Origin of the sequence: Gardnerella sp. KA01001, assembly GCF_049244025.1 — a bacterium.
GTDB classification, from domain to species: Bacteria; Actinomycetota; Actinomycetes; order Actinomycetales; family Bifidobacteriaceae; genus Bifidobacterium; species Bifidobacterium swidsinskii.
Window position 1 is genome coordinate 780,465 of sequence record NZ_CP058366.1, and the last position, 17,701, is coordinate 798,165.

Consider the following 17,701-nt stretch of genomic DNA (forward strand, 5'->3'; position numbering starts at 1 on the left):
TTATGGATCGACAACAAGAGTTTGCTCTACGTACTGTTGAAGAGCGAGACGTGCGTTTTATTCGACTCTGGTTTACGGACGTCTTAGGCACGCTTAAATCCGTTGCTATTGCCCCTGCTGAATTAGAAGCAGCTTTTGAAGAGGGAATAGGGTTCGACGGCTCAGCAATAGAAGGCATGACTCGCGTCCTAGAAGACGATATGATTGTGAAGCCGGATCCGTCGACGTTCCAAATTCTTCCATGGCATGGAGGTCCGGAAGGCACAGCGCGCATGTTCTGCGATGTGCTAACTCCAGACGGAGAGCCTTCACTGGGAGACCCTCGTCACGTTTTGAAGACTGCGCTCGCAAAAGCGAAAGAAAAAGGATTTACTTTCTACGTTCATCCGGAAATTGAGTTTTATTTGTTTGAAGCTCAAGATGATTGGTCCAAAGCTCCTGTGCCGATTGATGAGGGTGGCTATTTTGACCACGTTCCTAGAAGTTCGGCTATGGATTTCCGTCGTAGTGCAGTTAGTATGCTTGAGCAAATGGGTATTTCTGTAGAATACTCGCATCACGAGGGCGGTCCTGGTCAAAACGAAATTGACTTGCGTTATGCAGATGCTCTTACTACCGCGGACAATATTATGACTTTCCGCACTGTAGTTAAGGAAATTTCTCTTGAGCGCGGAATGTATGCAAGCTTTATGCCAAAGCCGCTAACTGATCAACCTGGATCGGGTATGCATACGCATTTGAGTTTGTTCGAAGGTGACACGAACGCTTTTTATGAGGCAGGTCAAGAATTTAATATGTCTCTTATTGCGCGTCAATTTGCGGCTGGTATTTTGCATCATGCTTCAGAAATTTGCGCTGTAACTGATCAATATGTGAACTCTTACAAGCGTTTGTGGGGTGGTGCGGAAGCTCCTAGCTACGTTTGCTGGGGTCATAGCAACCGTTCTGCACTTCTGCGTGTGCCGCAATACAAGCCTGGTAAAGGCAATTCTTGCCGAATGGAATTCCGTGCGCTAGATCCTGTGGCGAATCCGTATCTTGCTTACTCTGTGCTTCTTGCTGCCGGTTTGGATGGTATTGAAAAGCAAATGACTTTGTGCGATCCAACTAGCGACGATGTTTGGGAGCTTACTGATGCTGAGCGTCAAGCAATGGGTATTCAGCCATTGCCGGAATCCTTGGATGAAGCACTAAAGATTATGGAGCGCTCGGACTTCGTTGCAAGCGTATTAGGTGAACACGCTTTTGAGTACTTCTTGCGCAATAAGCATCAAGAGTGGGAAGAGTACCGTCGTCAGGTTACGCCTTTTGAGCTTGAGAAGTATTTGCCGCGTTTGTAACGCGAGTGACTTTGTACTTTAGAGGCCTTAACGCAGAAACTGTACTGCGTTAGGGCCTTTTGTTTGATGTTTCGGGACACTGCTGCAGATTGCGCTCGCGCGGATTACGCGCTCGCTTACGAAACTCGCGTTGGAAGTCCACTGGACTTCCAACTTTAGCGAGTTTCCGCTCCGAGTTGCCTTCGCGCTAAATGTCAGCGCTCAGGCAGGTCGTCGCGCACACTAACCACAACCTAGTTTTTAAAGCGCAACCACGTAACTCTGCCCTGCCTTCGTCAATCGAGACGAAGGCAGACCTCGCTTGCGGTGAAAGCACACTGTGCTTTCAACTCTGAGCAAGCTCGGCGCTCCGAGTTGCCTTCGCGCGCTAAATCGCAGCGCTCAGGCAGGTCGTCGCGCTGCGTGAGGGTCTTTTGTTTTCTATTGGTGGTTTGCTTCAAAAAAATCAAAAATTTTGTAAAAAAGTGGGGATTTTTGGGGAGGAATGGGGTAAAATGGTGAACAACGTGTAAATGGCATAGTACATGTTGAGTTAAGGAGGTGGAGTATGGCACGTCGTGCTGCTGATAAGCAACCGCGCAATAACGCCAATTCTTCCTCTTCGCATTCCATAAATCAGGCTCAACAAGCTGCTGATTCAAATGTTTCTCAGCAATCGCAGATGCCACTGCAAATGCAAGATTCACAAGTGTCTCAGCAGCAATACGTTCAGCCTGTTCAACCTGTACAGTCTAAGCAGTCAATTCAGGGTTATTATGGTATGCCTTCAACTGTTATGCCAGCAATGCAGCAATATATGCCAGCACCGGTTTTCACCTCCACTCCGTCCGGCGCTGCTGATTCGTCTGCACAAGCTGCAGCTATGCCAGTTGCACCTTTTTATGCTTCTCAATATCAAGAAGCTGTGTCAACTCATCCAGCAACACCTATTTTGTTAGGCACTTATACTCCAAAAATTGACGATAAAGGTCGTGTTGCACTTCCTGCAAAATTCCGTTCTCAGCTCGGAACTGGTTTTGTTATGGCTCGCGGTCAGGAGCATTGTGTTTACGTGCTACCTATGGTTGAGTTCCAGCGTATGGCAACGCAAATTCAGCGCACATCTATGAGCAATAAGTCAGCTCGCGATTATCTTCGTGTGTTCCTTTCTGGTGCTGTTGATGAAGAGCCAGATAAGCAGGGACGCATTGTTGTGCCGCCAATGTTAAGAGATTACGCCAATTTGGGCGATCAAATTGTTGTTATTGGTGTTGGTACGCGTGCAGAGATTTGGAATAAGTCTGCTTGGGAAGAATATCTTGCCGATCGTGAGCAAGGTTATGCAGATATTGCTGACGATGTACTTCCGGCGGTGATGTGATGACTGATGCTATGAAAGATATTACAGCTATTCACGCACCGGTATTATTGCAGGATTGTGTTGATTTAGTTACTCCTTCTTTGCACCACCAAGGCGCAATAGTAGTAGATTGCACTTTAGGCCTTGCTGGTCATGCGACTGCTTTTCTTAAAGCTGCGCCTTTTGCAACACTTATTGGTATTGATCGTGATTCTGAAGCACTTTCGTTAGCAACGCAAAGAATGCGCAGCGAAGGTCTCGAGAATCGTTTTATTCCTGCACATGCAGCATTCGATGAGATTGATGAAGTGCTACAAGAAAACAGCATTGACCGTATTGATGCTGCTTTTATGGATTTGGGTCTTTCAAGTTTGCAAATTGACGAAACTGATCGCGGTTTTTCTTATTCTCACGATACAGCACTTGACATGCGTATGGATACGACGCAAGCAACTACTGCCGCAACGATTTTAGCTACTTATGATTCTCGAGAATTAACTAGAATTTTCCGAGAGTATGGTGAAGAACGTTTTGCTTCTCCTATTGCTCGTCGTATTGTTGAAGTTCGTGCTACGGAGCCTATTGCTACTTCGGGTCAGTTGGTTAGCTTAGTTGACTCTGTAATTCCGAAAGCTCATCGCGCTACTGGAAATCCAGCAAAACGAGTGTTCCAAGCTTTGCGTATTGAAGTGAACGGTGAATTAGATAAATTGAGCCGTACTCTTCCTAAAATTGCTTTACATCTTCGTGAGCATGGTCGCTTAGTTGTTGAATCTTATCATTCGTTGGAAGATACAGCTGTAAAACGTTTTATGAATCAAGGATTAACAGTTGATGTTCCTGCAAACATGCCTGTTATTCCTGATGATGCTCAGCCGTTCTTTAAAGCTCTTACTCGCGGAGCTATGAAAGCTTCTAAAGAAGAAATTGTTCATAACACTAGATCTTCTTCAGTTCGTTTGCGCGCTGTCGAATTATGCCGCCCTATCCCGGAGCGTTGGATTCCAAGGCTTGAAGATGAGGCGGCTGGTCGTAAAGCTATAAAAGGAGGTCGCTGACATGGTATTGAACATGCAAAATCGTGTTTTGCGCTCTTCTGCGTCTTCTGCTTCAGCTCCAGCTGGTCGTACTAAAGATAATTCGACTCGTAAAGAATACGTACATAATTCTGCTCCTTCGGTGTTTAACCCATCTCAACGTAAATCTTCTGCTGTGCTTGAACGATTCAGCAAGGTTATGACATGGAGCAATACGCGCAAAGTACCTCTTGTGAATTGCATGATTATTGTGATTTTTATGGTTGTTACGTTGTTGACTTCGCTTCTTTTGCGTACGCAAATGGCAGAGATTTCCTTCGACCAAACTGCAGTACAGATGCGTATTTCTCGTTTGCATCAGGATGTGGAAGCTCGTCAAGCGAAATTAGATACTTTGGAATCTGAACTTCCTGCAAGAGCGCAACGAATGGGAATGGTTCCGCAACAAGGTTCTATTTCTATTGACTTGAGTGATTATGCAGCAAAACGAAAACATAGTCATTCTGAGAAAACTAAGCACGAAAAACAAGCCGATAACTCAAAACAAACTAATAACTCAAAACAAACAAATAACTCAAATAAAACTCAAAAACAAGACCAACAAAATCGTCAATATCAACAGAAAGCAAAACAGGAGAAACATTGATGCGCCACTTAATCAAACAACGTTTCGCTCCTCAGCAGATATTTGCGCGTAAGTGCACCGTAATTGCAATTGTTTTTGCGTTAATTGGTGTTGGTGCAATAGTAAAGCTAAGTTTTATACAGATTATTAATGCTCGCTCAACTGCACAAGCAGCTCAGGCTGAGCGTAGTCGTGTGCGACCAATTCTTGCACGTCGTGGGCGCATACTTGATGCTAATGGTGCTGTGTTGGCTCAAAGTGTTGAGCGATTTAATATTATTGGAGATCCACTTAATGCTCAGGCTTTTGTTCCGACTCCTTGCACAAAACAAACCGAGCATAACTGTCATATGCTTAATGGCAAGCCTGTAGAAGGCACGGGCGCTGTGGCGGTCGCCCGTTTGCTTGCTCCGATTTTGCACATGAGTTCTGTAGAACTTGGTGGAAAACTGGCTGGCGTTGGTCGTTACGTTTTATTGAAACGTAACGTGACTCCTGCAATGAAACGTGCCATTGACGATTTGAATCTTTCTGGGTGTATTTATGCAGAGAACAGTAGTGAACGAGTATATTCAAGCGGACCTATTCTTGGATCTGTTATTGGTGCTGTTGCTAATGCCGATGAAGTTAATCGTAAAGATATTAAAGATCGTAAAGGTGAGGTTGGTGTTACTGGTCTTGAATTTACTAAAGATGCAACTTTGAATGGCGTGGACGGATATCAGCGTTATCAAGGTAATAATGCAGGAAATGAGAAAATTCCTGGTACTGTAACTGAATCTAAGCCTGCAATCAACGGAAGTGATGTTAAGCTCACAATCGATAGCGATGTCGATTGGTATGTTAAAAAAGTTTTGCTTGATGGCAAGAAAAAATATCATGCAACTTGGGGTATTGCAATAGTGCAAGATGTTCGTACTGGCGAAATACTTGCTTTGGAAGATACTGATGAGATTAAAGCTGGAACAACGCAAGCTAAGGTGAATGTTTCTAGAGCTGTAAGCCAAACCTTTGAGCCTGGTTCTATTGGTAAAGCTTTCTCAATGTCTGGAATGTTACAAACTGGTGCGCATAAGCTTACTGATAAATTTGCTGTTCCTAATACTCTTAATAAGAACGGTCAAGCATTCCATGATGCTGTTAGCCATGGTGTTGAGCGTTGGACATTAGCTGGTATTCTTTCGGAATCTTCTAACGTCGGTATGGTTATGGCTGGTGAAAAATATCCGATAGATAAACGCTATGAGTATCTTTATAAATTTGGTCTTGGTCAGTACTCGGGATTGAATTTGCAAGGAGAATCTTGTGGCTTGCTTCCTAGCGTTCAAGCTTGGGATGGTCGTAAGAAAGATACCGTTCTGTTTGGTCAGGGTTATGCTGTGAATGCTTTGCAGCTTACTAATGCGATTGCAACTATTGCAAATAAAGGCGTTAGGTTGCGTCAGTCAATAGTTAAATCCGTTATAGATTCTAATGGTAGAGTTACGAAGTCTCCTCGTCCTGCAGGAACGCGCGTTTTGGATGAAAATGTTGCTGCACAAATGATGAATGCTTTGGAAAATTCTGGTGAGCATTATCACAGATTTGCTGGTGTCGATGGTTATCGTGTTGCTGCAAAGAGTGGTACAGCTGAAGTTGCTGGCGCTGATGGTAAACTTAGCTCTACAATCAGCGACTGGTCGGGTGCTATACCAGCGGATAATCCTCGCTTCGTCATAACAGTTGTTTTGCGTGATCCACAAGGTATTTATGGTGGTATGACTGCAGGTCCACTGTTCAAAACTATTGGAGAATTCTTAATGCAAAAGTATGATATTCCAGCTTCTTCTCCACGCACAAATCCTGTTCCTGTGAATTGGTAGTGTACGCATTACAATGTTGTTATCTATAAAGTAGGGTGTGCAATGAGTGCGGTTGATGAATACTCTAGAATTAGAGTGACGCTAGGTTTTGCTGCAAAAAATTATGGTTTTGAAGTTGTTCCTGCGTTTGCTTCAGAGGTAACTATTACTTCTATTGCTCATGATGTGCGTCATGTGCGTCCTGGTGGATTATTTGTGCCAATTGGTCATATCGATCGTCGTCAGCTTGAAGCTGCACGTGATGCTGGGGCATATGCTGCATTAGTTTCACCAGAATTTCGTGGTGAGGCTGCAGATTTAGGTCTGCCTTTGCTTGTTTCTTCTGCTAATCCAGTTGCTTTGGGCAAGCTTGCTTGTGATATTAATGCAGATCCTTCTTCATGCGTTGCAATATTTGCGATTGCTGGTGACGATGATGATGAGATCCATGCTAATGTTTTGCGATTAGCTGATTTTTTGCATATGTTAGGTAATCCTGTTGGTGTTATTAGTGATGCTGGATCTACTTCATTGCAGCGCGAATTGTCTTTGCAATATCCTTTAAATATTGCAGATGTACAGCATGCTTTATCTGTGTGTGCAGAAGATGGTGCTGCAGCTGTTGTTATTGCACTTAATTCTGCAACTTTAGCTAAGAACGCGTTACAATCCGTCAGTATTGATGTTCTTGGCGTTGAGCAAACTCAGAATGAAAGCAATTCTGGCGCAGGGTCTGATTCTCAATCTGATGCTAAGTCTAAAGATAGTTCTGATACTAATTCTGAATCTAAAGATGCAGCCTCAAATGTGAAAGTTAGTGCAAAGGCATCTTCTTCACCGCTTTACCCGGCATATGCAACCGGCATGAGTTTTTATGCGTTGCGTCAACGTTATGGTTTTTCTGGAAGAGAGCACGCTTATTGTGTTACTAGATCGGCTGAGTCTGACGAATTAGCTGAATTAGCGGATCAAATTGGTGGCAATGATGTGCAGCGGCATCTTTCATTATCTATTGCAATGGTGTTAGCTGCTGGTGTTCGTCGTGGGACTATTAAAAGTGCGCTGCGAGTTTCGCATGAACTGCACTGAATTATGCTGATTTCATTCGAGTTTTCAAATAAATTAATTGCGTGAGTTTTGTTTAAGAGCTTTTAATTATGTGGCTAATTTGGAGGATGTTATGAGTTGTGTTGAAACTTCGTGTGCCAGCAATGCTGAGAGTTTAGATCATGCCGATATGATGCCTATGAGCATAAGCGAAATTGCTAAAGCTGTTCATGGGGAAATACACGAGTTTAATAGTTGTGACACAGATTTAGTTGCAAATTCCGTTTTTAGTGATTCTCGTCAAATCCGTAACGGTTCTGTGTTCGTAGCTATAGTTGGTGAACATGTTGACGGTCATGATTATGTAAAGAATGCTGAAAAATCTGGAGCTGTTGTAGCTATTGTTGAACATGTTGTCGAAGGCACTAATCTCAATCAAATAGTTGTGAATAATTCTATAGAAGCGCTGGGCTTGCTAGCTAAACATAATTTGGAACTTCGCCGCAATCTTAACAAACCTTTCACTATTATTGGTATTACTGGTTCCGTTGGCAAAACAACAACGAAAGATATGTTGAAGGCTTTGTTGAGCACGCTAGGCGAAACAGTTGCTCCTGTTGGATCTTTTAATAATAATATTGGTTTGCCTCTTACTGCTTTGCAAGTTGGCAGTAATACTCGATTTTTAATAGCAGAAATGGGAGCTAATCATGTTGGCGAAATTGCCAATTTAACTCATATTGCTCCTCCGGATCTCGCAATAGTGCTTAAAGTTGGTGTGGCTCATTTAGGTGAATTTGGCTCAGTTGAGCGCATTGCGCAAGCAAAAAGTGAGATTGTGCGTGGGCTTTTGCCACATGGCATAGCAGTATTAAATTCCGACGATAAGCGAGTTTCTGCAATGTCTTGTCTTGTAGAAAATAAGCATGTGCGCTGGTTCGGTAGAAATGTTAAAAACGGATTGCTGGAATCAGCTAGTAAAGATGACTACCAACTTTCAGCTAGTAATATAAAGTTAGATTCTTTTGGTAAAGCAGTTTTTACTACCACTGAACGTAGTAATTCTTCTGATCTAATGAATCATATTGAAGTGCATCTTGCTATACAAGGCGAGCATAATGTTATGAATGCGCTTGCAGCAGCAAATGTTGCTAGATATTTGGGAATGACTTTAGATGATATTGCTTCTGTGCTGTCTAAAGTTTCGCATATTAGCCCGCATCGCATGCAATTGAGTACAGTTTCTAAGAATGACGAGAAATTTACACTTATTGATGATTCCTTTAATGCAAATCCTGATTCTATGAAAGCAGGAATCGATGGTTTGTGCGCCTATGAAAATGATTCTTGTAGTGCATCTTCGAAACCTTTCCGTATAGCGGTTCTTGGTTCTATGTTGGAGCTTGGCAGCAACGAAGATGAATTGCACACAAATATTGGAGAATATGTGGCAAATTCGAGTGTCGATGCAGTTGTTGCTGTTGGTTCAAAAACGGACTCTGACTTAGATAAATTAGCTCACTGTATTGCTCAAGGTGCACGTTCTTCTTGGAATAATAAACTACTTTCTTCTCACGATGCAGTCTACTTTGTGCACAGTGCGGATGAGGCTGATGATATTGTTTGGAAAATTGTGGCCGAGCATCCGAGTAGTGTTGTGTTATTGAAAGGCTCTCATGCTTCAGGCTTGAGTGTGCTTGCTGAACATTGGGCAAATATTTAACTGCTCGATGCTCAATATAAGTGTGAAATTAATAAATTAAGTATTATAGCAAACGGAACAGTAAACGGAGGTTAAGCGGTGATTGCGCTTATTGTAGGAATTGTGGTGTCGCTCGTAGTTACGATTGTTGGCACGCCTTTGCTTATTCGTTTAGTGCATCGTTTGCACTACGGTCAGTACATTCGCCAAGATGGACCACAATCTCATTTAGTAAAGCGCGGTACGCCAACTATGGGCGGTGTTGTTATTAACTTTGCTGTAGTAGCAGGTTGGGCTGCTTCTGCTCTTTATAGATATGTTTCTGTTGGTCGCTCGCCTTCATGGTCTGCTGTTTTGGTGCTGTTTGCAATGCTTTCAATGGGTTTGCTTGGCTTTATTGATGATTTTGCTAAGGTTCGTAAAAAGCAGAATCTTGGTCTTTCTGTACATGCGAAGTTTACTGGTCAAATTATTTTTGCAAGTATTTACGCGCTTTTGTCATTGCTATTGCCAACTCAATCTGGTATTGCTAGCGCTCAACCTGGAATGAGTTTTATTGAAAAACCATTTTTTGATTTTTCTATACTCGGCAACGGTGTAGGAATTGTAGTATTTATTGTTTGGGTTAATTTCCTTATTGCTGCTTGGTCTAACGCTGTAAACTTGACTGATGGACTTGATGGTTTAGCTTCTGGATCTTCTATGATTGCTTTTGCTGGTTACGCTTTGATTGCTTTCTGGGAAAGCTACCATGTGCGCGGAGGCGGTCATTTCGGATTCTCTTACGCTGTTTCTGATCCTCTCGATTTAACTATTATTGCTGTTTGTGCTGCTGTTGCTTGCTTTGGATTCTTGTGGTTTAATTCGAATCCTGCTCAAGTATTTATGGGAGATACTGGTTCGTTGGCTTTAGGCGGATTATTTGCAGCTCTTTCTATTGCAACTCACACAGAGTTTTTGGCTGTGATTTTGGGTGGATTATTTGTAATGGAAGCTGCAAGTGACGTTATTCAAGTTGGATTCTTTAAAGCTACGCATAAGCGTGTGTTCAAAATGGCTCCTATTCATCATCATTTTGAATTGCTCGGCTGGACGGAAACTAAGGTTGTTGTGCGATTCTGGATGATTGAGCTTATGTTTGTGCTTTCTGCACTTATGATGTTCTACGCCGATTGGGCAGGGCATTCTGGCTTGCTTATTTAATTTCAAAAATTGGAAGGCTTCAATATGAATATTGTCGATGGCAATGAAGTATCTGTTTCGTCTGAATCTACTTGTAAGTCGTGCACAAGCGATAAAGCATTTGCTTTTAAGCGTGTATTAGTTGCAGGTCTTGGAGTTTCTGGTCGTGGCGCAGCTGAGGTTTTGTGCGCTGTTGGATCTGAGCCTGTGACTGCAGACGAAAATAAGCCTGATGCCGATATACATGATTTTTCAGCAATAGACTGGTCTAAAATCGATGCTGTTGTTACATCTCCAGTATTTAACCCTCGCACGCCATTTTTGCAAGAAGCTGCATCGCGCAATATTCCAATAATGAGCGAAGTTGAATTAGCATGGCGCTTGCGCGTACCTTCTCAGCGCACGAATAAACCTGCTTATTGGATTGGCGTTACTGGCACAAATGGTAAGACTTCTACTACAGAAATGACTTCTGCAATGCTAACCGCTTGCGGATTAAATGCTCCAGCTGTGGGAAATATTGGAAAGTCTGTGTCACATGCTGCTTTGGAATGTGAGCATGATGCCTTATGTGTTGAATTAAGCTCTTTCCAATTGCATTTCACTGATTCTTTAGCTCTTGATTGTGCTGCTATTACTAATATTGCTGCTGATCATTTAGATTGGCATGGTGGCATGGAAGCGTACGCTCGTGACAAGTCAAAAGTATTTAATAATGTGCAAAAAGCTTTGGTTTACAATGCTCAAGATGAGCGTGTAAGCAAATTGGCAGATTGTGCACAAGTTGCTGATGGCTGTAAAAAGATTGGTTTTACGTTAGAAGAGCCTAAAGATGGTGAAATTGGCGTAAAAGATGGTTGGATTGTAGATAACAGCGGTGTTGCTGGAGGAACTAAAGGCACTCTAAAACCTATTGTCGAATTGCGTGAGCTAAAACATCTGTGCGAGCCTGATGGCAGTGTGTATCCGCATTTATTAGCTGATGCTCTTACTGCGTTAGCGTTAGCTTTAGGTTTAACTGGTGACGTAGATTCTTCAGTTCGTGCTTTACGCGAGTTTGCTCCTGGAGGTCATCGCATTCAAACAGTTGCGACTTTGATGTCTGAAGATGAAAATCCTTCGCATTGTATTAGATTTGTAGATGATTCTAAAGCAACTAATGCTCATGCTGCTTGTGCATCTTTAGCTAGTTTTGCTAATAATTCGGTTGTTTGGATTGCTGGCGGTTTAGCTAAAGGTGGTCATTTTGAAGATTTAATTGCAAACCAACTTCATGTGATTAAAGCAGTTGTTGTTATTGGAATAGATCAACGTCCAATTGTTGAAGCTCTTCACAGTTCAGCTCCTCACATTCCAGTAACTATTGTTTCACAAGATGGTTCTTGCGCTAAATCATATGATTGCGTTGATGACTTAGTTTGTGAGTATATTGAGAATACTTCGCTTGTAAATCCTGATTCTTCATTCGGTGAGGCTGTTATGCGTCAAACTGTAGAAGCTGCTGGGCGTTATGCTAAGCCTGGTGATGTTGTTCTGCTTGCTCCTGCTTGTGCCTCTATGGATCAATTTGTTTCGTACGCCGATCGCGGCAATCGTTTTGCTAAAGAATCTCAACGATGGGTGCATAATCATGGTATTCAACAGTAATAAGCCTAAAAAGTTTTTGCGTTCATTAGCGTGCAAAGTCTCAGAAGTTATTATGGAAGATCATATTGAAACAGATTCAGATTCTTCTCATTCTTCCCAAAAGCAAAAATTTGAATCTTTTAAAAAATCTATTAGAACTTCAGCAAGTAAAGTAGGCGAGTCCGTAAGCAAAGCAGGAGCGTATGCAAGCAAAGCGGGTAAGGAATTAGGCAAATCTGTAGGAAAGTCTGTAAGTAAGTCCGTAAGTAGTTCTGTTACTAAAGTTGGCAAATCTGTAGGTTCTTCTTTAAATGAATCTGTAAAATTTGTAAAAGATGTAAAGAAGTCGAAAGCTGCGAAACCAGCGAAACCAGCAAAGCTAGCGAAACCAGCAAATACAGTAAAGCCAGCAAATACAGCAAAGCCAGCAAATACAGCAAAGCCGGCAAAGTCAATCAAATACGCAAAATTAGCGCATACTGTATCTGGAATATTTTCCTCGAAAAAAGACTACTCAAAAAACTCGTTAGAGCGCAAAACTCAAGATTCAGAATTAAAGAAATACGTTGGCTTGCGCAGTTTAACTAACCCACTGTGGTGCTTATACGGCATGAGAGTATCAGTGGTTATACTGTCGATTTTCGGCTTATTTATGGTGTTTTCTAGTTCTTCAGTAACTATGATCACCTACGGAATTGCACCTTGGGGTCAAGGCGTAAACCAAACAATGTATTGCGTTTTAGGCTTAATTGGCTATATTTTCGCTTCTCGACTTCCAGTTACAGTTTATAGACGATACGTTGCTGTTATTTACATTATTTCTGTTATTGCACAGTTCTTAACATTTGTTCCAGGTTTACGACGTGAAGTTAATGGTAATGCTGGTTGGATTGCTTTCGGCCCTATGACTTTGCAGCCTGCAGAAATTACAAAACTTGCATTATGTATTTGGCTTCCAGTAGCTTTGATTGCTGCAAAACAAGCATATGAGCGTGTGCAAATGCGCGCGTATATTCCTGTAGCAGCAGGACTTGGCGTATCGTTGTTGCTTGTTATTGCAGGTAAGGATCTTGGTACTGCTTTAATTATTATTCTTATTGCACTTATAGCTTTCTACTTAGGTGGATTCCCAACAAAATGGCTTGTTGGAAGCATATTTATTGCTTGCATAATGGTTGCTCTTTTGGTTTTAACAAGCCAAAATCGTATGCGACGTATTCTTGCTACTTTGCACGGATGTGATGCAAAATCAGCTAAAGGCGTTTGTTTCCAAGCAATTCACGCTCAATATGCAATGGCTTCTGGTGGACTATTAGGCGTTGGCATCGGAAACTCTCGTGAAAAATGGAATTATTTGCCTTACGCTCACAATGACTTTATTTTCGCTATTATTGGCGAAGAGATGGGCTTTTTGGTTGCAGCAGCAGTGATTTTGCTATACGTAATTATTGGTTGGTGCATACTATCTTCAGCATTAAAAGCGAAATCGCAATTTATTTCAATCACATTAATGTGTATTGCAACGTGGATTGTAGGCCAAGGATTAGTTAATATTCTTGTTGTTGTGCAAATACTTCCGGTTATGGGAGTGCCTATGCCGTTTGTGTCCGCAGGTGGTTCTTCGCTTGTTATGTGTTTGGTCGCAATTGGCGTAGCTGATGGTCTTATGCGTTCCAATCCGCAACTTACTATATCGAAGTAGTAAGTATTTACAACTTTTTATAATATGAAAGTTATAACAAGGGTAGTGAAATGAAATTTGATAATGCTATTGAGCATGAAGTGCATATTGTTCTTGCAGGCGGGGGCACTGCAGGTCATGTCAATCCTTTGCTTTCTGTCGCAAACGCTATTAAAAAGCTCAATCCTGAAGCGTTAATTAGTGTAATTGGCACAGAAGTTGGTTTGGAAAAAAGTCTTGTTCCGAATGCAGGGTACGAACTTGACACTATAGAAAAAGTGCCGTTCCCGCGTAAGCCAAATCTAGATGCAATTAAGTTTCCAATTCGATGGATGCGCGAAAAACGCAAAGTGCGAAATATACTAGCCGCTAGAAAAGCAGATATAGTAGTGGGCTTCGGTGGCTATGCTTCTGCTCCAGTATATTCTCAAGCTCATGCGCAGCATATTCCTATTGTGATTCACGAGCAGAATGCTAAATCTGGAATGGCAAATCGCTTGGGCGCAAGTTGGGCTGATGCTGTTGGAACAGTTTATGGGAATACTGATTTGCGCACACGAAAAGGTGTCAAAGTTGAAAGAGTTGGTTTACCTCTTAGACCTGCTATTTCTCAATTGTGTGAAAGATTAGAAAAAGATTATGATTCCGCTCGCGTTGAAGGTGCGCAAAAACTTGGCGTTGACCCTAAACGTCCAATTATTCTTGTTACTGGCGGATCTTTGGGTGCAAAAAGCATAAATCAAGCTGTTGCTGCAGCAGCAGGAGATATTTTAAAACATGCGCAAGTAATTCACTTAACTGGTCGCGCAAAAGCGGAAGAAGTGCGAAATATAGTTGCAAAGCAAGTAGGCGAATCGCAAATAAACGATATTAAACCAGAGCATGCTGGCTGTGGCGATTATCATATTGCAGAATATCTAGAGCGTATTGATTGGGCTTTTGCTTGTGCAGATTTAGTTATATGTCGTGCAGGAGCTGGAACGGTTGCAGAAATTTCTGCACTTGGCTTACCTGCTGTATACGTGCCATTGCCTATTGGCAACGGCGAGCAGCGTTTCAATGCTGAGCCTGTAGTAAATGCAGGGGGAGCAGTAATGGTAAATGATGCTGATTTCAATGCAAAGTGGTTTATAGATGAAGGATTAGCTTTATTGCAAAACAAAAAGCAATTACAAGCTATGCGTACTAAATCTTGGAATTATGGTATTCGTGATGCTGCAGACGTTATGGCGAAGCATATTCTTGAAATCGCAAAAGAAGGCAGAAAGTAATGACTAATCTTAATAGCAATACAACTTCATTTCATAATAATATTGATTTAAACCCAGTAAAATCAGCATTTGATGATTCGCAAACAATTTCAAAATTAGGTCGAGTGCATTTTATTGGTATTGGTGGAGCTGGAATGAGTGTTCTGGCAGAAATGTTGCATGAAGAGGGGGTAAGCGTAAGTGGATGTGATCGCGAAGCAAATGATCACACTCAACGCTTGGAAGAATTAGGTATTGAAGTAGAAATTGGACAAAGTGCTTCACACGTTGAGCATGCAGATGTACTCGTGTATTCAAGCGCTATTAAACCGAGCAATCCGGAGATTATGGCAGCACATGAGCGCGGCATAAAGCTTGTTCATCGCAGCGATATTCTTGCGTTATTATTATCTGCAAAAACTGGCGTGACTGTTGCTGGAGCGCATGGTAAAACAACTACTAGCTCACTTCTTTCTCATATATTAACTGTGGCTGCAGCAGGCGATTTGGCTGATCCAAGCTACGCAATCGGCGGATCTATTCAAGCCGCAGACGGAACAGTTTTAGACGGTGGTCATGCTGGCAATGGAATTGTTATGGTTGCTGAAGCTGACGAATCTGACGGAAGTTTTGAAAAATACAGCCCAAGTATTGCAATCGTAACAAATGCTGAAGCAGATCACTTGGATCATTACGGCTCTAGTGAACGATACAGAGAAGCATTTGTTGAGCACGTAAGTCATGCTATTAATAACGTAATAATTTGTGCAGAAGACGAAGGTGCTAGAAAAGTACTTGAAGCTATGCCGGATAATATTTTAAACAAAACAATTGCTTACGGTAATTTGGATACTTGGAGCATGAAAGTCAGCTCGCGCGTACAAAAATTAGCTATGTTCGCAAGTATTGAGCATGAAAATGAGCAAGCTGTAAGTGGTCGAGAAATGTTTACGCTTGTATTGCCAGAAAAAATTTTGGATGAACATGCTAAATGTTCGAATAAGGTGCAAGTTAGCTTGTTAATACCAGGTTTGCATAATGCGCTTAATGCTTCTGCAGCTATTGTTGCTGCAGTATTGCTCGGTATGAATCCAGAAGATGCGGCTCGTAGTGCAGAAAGCTTCCGAGGTGCGTCTCGTCGTTTTGATATTCGTGGATGTGTTGATGGTGTGACAGTTGTGGACGATTATGCTCACCATCCAACTGAAATAGCTGCATTATTGCGCGCTGCTCGAAGAAAGTACACTTCTTCTACTCTTCGCGTGCTGTTTCAGCCTCATTTGTTCTCCAGAACGCAGGCTTTTGCTAATGAGTTTGCAAAATCTTTGGCTCTTGCAGACGATGTAATTGTTACAGGAATTTTCCCAGCTCGCGAAAAGCAGGAAGATTTTCCAAATATTAATGCTGAAACTATTGTTAAAGCTGCAAAATCGCAGAATCTTGATGTAAAAATTGAAGCGGTTGACGATATGCGCGAAGCTGCGTTGAAACTGACTTTGCGTGCAAAATCTGGTGATGTGCTGCTTACAGTTGGTGCAGGAAGTATTACTGCTATGACGTCTGTTATGCTAGAAGCATTGTAGTGCTTTGAAATTAAGCGATTAAAATATAAATAGATTATTACGAGAGGTAATTATGGGTCGCGTGAGGTCAAGCAAATCGTACGATGCTGATGCAAATAATTCGCATCGTCGTACCGTTTCAAGTCTTAATATTGCGCGTACTGAAGAGTCTCGTAGTAATAAATCCAGCAGCATTGCGTCTCGTAGCAGTGCGTCTCGTAGTGCTGAATTGCTTAATAATGAATTACGTAGTGGTGTAGCTCGTGGTGCGAAATCTAATATCGGAAAATCTAATATAAAAAAATCTAGTATCAAAAAAACGCGTGATGAAAAAATTCATATTTCTAAACCTAGATCTGCTTCGTCGTTGCGCAAAGACCAGCGTTTTCAAAGGCATATAATCAGCCAAAACACATCGCAAATACGAGTAGCTGATATCAATGAAAAAAATCATCAAGGTAAGTTTGTTGACGCTAGACTTTTGCCGAAGCTTGATTTTGTAAGAAAAACTTTAAGTCAAACTTCTGGTTCTCTTGGAATGATTACTCGTCCTAGAATAATTAATTTTCGAGAGCGTTTGAAAGAACGTAAATCTGCTTATTTGCAATTTACTGTTAAACGAATTCTTGCAATTCTTGCAGTGATTGCTTCTGTTTCAGCGATTGTTTGGTTTTTATTCTTCTCGCCAGTTTTTCTTCTTAAGTCTAACGATATAAGTATTTCTGGTTCTAACGAGTGGGTGAGTGAGCAAAAAATTGCTTCAATTGCGTCAACTCAGGTTGGTAAATCGCTATTTTTAGTTTCTTCTCAAGAAGTAATTAACCAACTTAACGATATTCCTGGTGTAACTGAAGCAAAAGTTTCTAAGAATTTCCCTAATGGTTTGCATGTTTCTGTACATGCGCAACGTCCTGCAGCAATGCTCAAAACTCGAGATAGCAATAAATTAACTGCTGTTGACGCTAAAGGTCGCGTGTTAAATGCCGTAGCTCAAGTTCCAACGCAAGGAATACCTGTTATCGAAGTTTCAAATGTGCAAAGAAGTTTGAATAATAGAGCGGTACTTGAAGCTGTAAAAATTGTTAGTTCACTTTCGGAATCTTTGCGAGCTAGAGTTACGAAAGTTAGTGCAAAAACTCAAGATTCTGTCGAAACAGAATTAGGGGATGTTAAAAAAACTATCATATGGGGCAATTCGTCTCAGATTGAGTTAAAGAAAGCTATTGTTGCCAAGATTATTGATGATCCTAGTAAAATTGGCAATAAACGCAGCTTAGATGTGTCTGCTCCTGTGCGTCCAATTCTTAAATAGGGTTTTAAAACTTTATTAATTGCATTGTCAAGATTAGGTGTATAATAGCAATTTGTGTGTGCCAACAACGTGCCTTATGTTATAGGCGTGTTGGTTGGGATATCCCAAGTGCCAAAGATAGCGCGCAGTAATGTGTGGCTGGAGGCGCGAGGGCCAT

At 41.7% G+C, this 17,701-nt stretch carries 13 protein-coding genes; all 13 read left to right on the forward strand.

Going from position 1 to position 17,701, the window contains the following annotated elements; all coding sequences use genetic code 11:
• The first annotated feature begins 2 nt into the window (after positions 1 to 2).
• The 13 genes from glnA (at position 3) to HXT59_RS03245 (ending at position 17,544) form a co-directional block, all read left to right on the forward strand.
• Positions 3 to 1,340, forward strand: coding sequence for a type I glutamate--ammonia ligase (gene glnA / locus HXT59_RS03185; protein WP_004107357.1), 1,338 nt, complete (start codon positions 3 to 5; stop codon positions 1,338 to 1,340).
• Between the two features lie 547 nt (positions 1,341 to 1,887).
• A complete protein-coding gene (mraZ, locus tag HXT59_RS03190; protein WP_004108525.1) occupies positions 1,888 to 2,700 on the forward strand; it encodes a division/cell wall cluster transcriptional repressor MraZ in 813 nt (270 codons plus the stop codon).
• A gap of 11 nt (positions 2,701 to 2,711) precedes the next feature.
• Positions 2,712 to 3,737: a 16S rRNA (cytosine(1402)-N(4))-methyltransferase RsmH gene (gene rsmH / locus HXT59_RS03195; protein WP_421784335.1), complete on the forward strand. Its 1,026-nt coding sequence runs from the start codon at positions 2,712 to 2,714 to the stop codon at positions 3,735 to 3,737.
• A gap of 1 nt (position 3,738) precedes the next feature.
• A complete protein-coding gene (locus HXT59_RS03200) occupies positions 3,739 to 4,362 on the forward strand; it encodes a hypothetical protein (protein WP_102703206.1) in 624 nt (207 codons plus the stop codon).
• Positions 4,362 to 6,203, forward strand: coding sequence for a peptidoglycan D,D-transpeptidase FtsI family protein (locus HXT59_RS03205; protein WP_012914402.1), 1,842 nt, complete (start codon positions 4,362 to 4,364; stop codon positions 6,201 to 6,203). Before HXT59_RS03200 ends, HXT59_RS03205 begins: the two co-directional genes overlap by 1 nt.
• 42 nt (positions 6,204 to 6,245) lie before the next feature.
• Complete coding sequence (locus HXT59_RS03210) at positions 6,246 to 7,271, forward strand: hypothetical protein (RefSeq protein WP_004108517.1); 1,026 nt, start codon at positions 6,246 to 6,248, stop codon at positions 7,269 to 7,271.
• Positions 7,272 to 7,362: 91 nt separating this feature from the next.
• Positions 7,363 to 8,952, forward strand: coding sequence for a UDP-N-acetylmuramoyl-tripeptide--D-alanyl-D-alanine ligase (locus tag HXT59_RS03215; protein WP_033888465.1), 1,590 nt, complete (start codon positions 7,363 to 7,365; stop codon positions 8,950 to 8,952).
• 78 nt (positions 8,953 to 9,030) lie between these two features.
• Positions 9,031 to 10,134, forward strand: a complete 1,104-nt coding sequence (gene mraY / locus HXT59_RS03220) for a phospho-N-acetylmuramoyl-pentapeptide-transferase (RefSeq protein ID WP_004108513.1) — start codon at positions 9,031 to 9,033, stop codon at positions 10,132 to 10,134.
• A gap of 24 nt (positions 10,135 to 10,158) precedes the next feature.
• Complete coding sequence (murD, locus tag HXT59_RS03225) at positions 10,159 to 11,760, forward strand: UDP-N-acetylmuramoyl-L-alanine--D-glutamate ligase (protein ID WP_102703203.1); 1,602 nt, start codon at positions 10,159 to 10,161, stop codon at positions 11,758 to 11,760.
• Positions 11,761 to 12,229: 469 nt separating this feature from the next.
• Positions 12,230 to 13,441, forward strand: coding sequence for a peptidoglycan glycosyltransferase FtsW (locus HXT59_RS03230; protein WP_233186349.1), 1,212 nt, complete (start codon positions 12,230 to 12,232; stop codon positions 13,439 to 13,441).
• Between the two features lie 50 nt (positions 13,442 to 13,491).
• On the forward strand, positions 13,492 to 14,691 hold the full coding sequence (locus HXT59_RS03235) for a UDP-N-acetylglucosamine--N-acetylmuramyl-(pentapeptide) pyrophosphoryl-undecaprenol N-acetylglucosamine transferase (RefSeq protein WP_076003024.1): 1,200 nt from the start codon (positions 13,492 to 13,494) through the stop codon (positions 14,689 to 14,691).
• Positions 14,691 to 16,253: a UDP-N-acetylmuramate--L-alanine ligase gene (gene murC / locus HXT59_RS03240; protein WP_004108504.1), complete on the forward strand. Its 1,563-nt coding sequence runs from the start codon at positions 14,691 to 14,693 to the stop codon at positions 16,251 to 16,253. The genes HXT59_RS03235 and murC overlap by 1 nt, the downstream gene beginning before the upstream one ends.
• 52 nt (positions 16,254 to 16,305) lie before the next feature.
• Positions 16,306 to 17,544 (forward strand): cell division protein FtsQ/DivIB, encoded by a 1,239-nt coding sequence (locus HXT59_RS03245; protein ID WP_004108502.1) that lies wholly within the window; start codon positions 16,306 to 16,308, stop codon positions 17,542 to 17,544.
• The last annotated feature ends 157 nt before the right edge of the window (positions 17,545 to 17,701 follow it).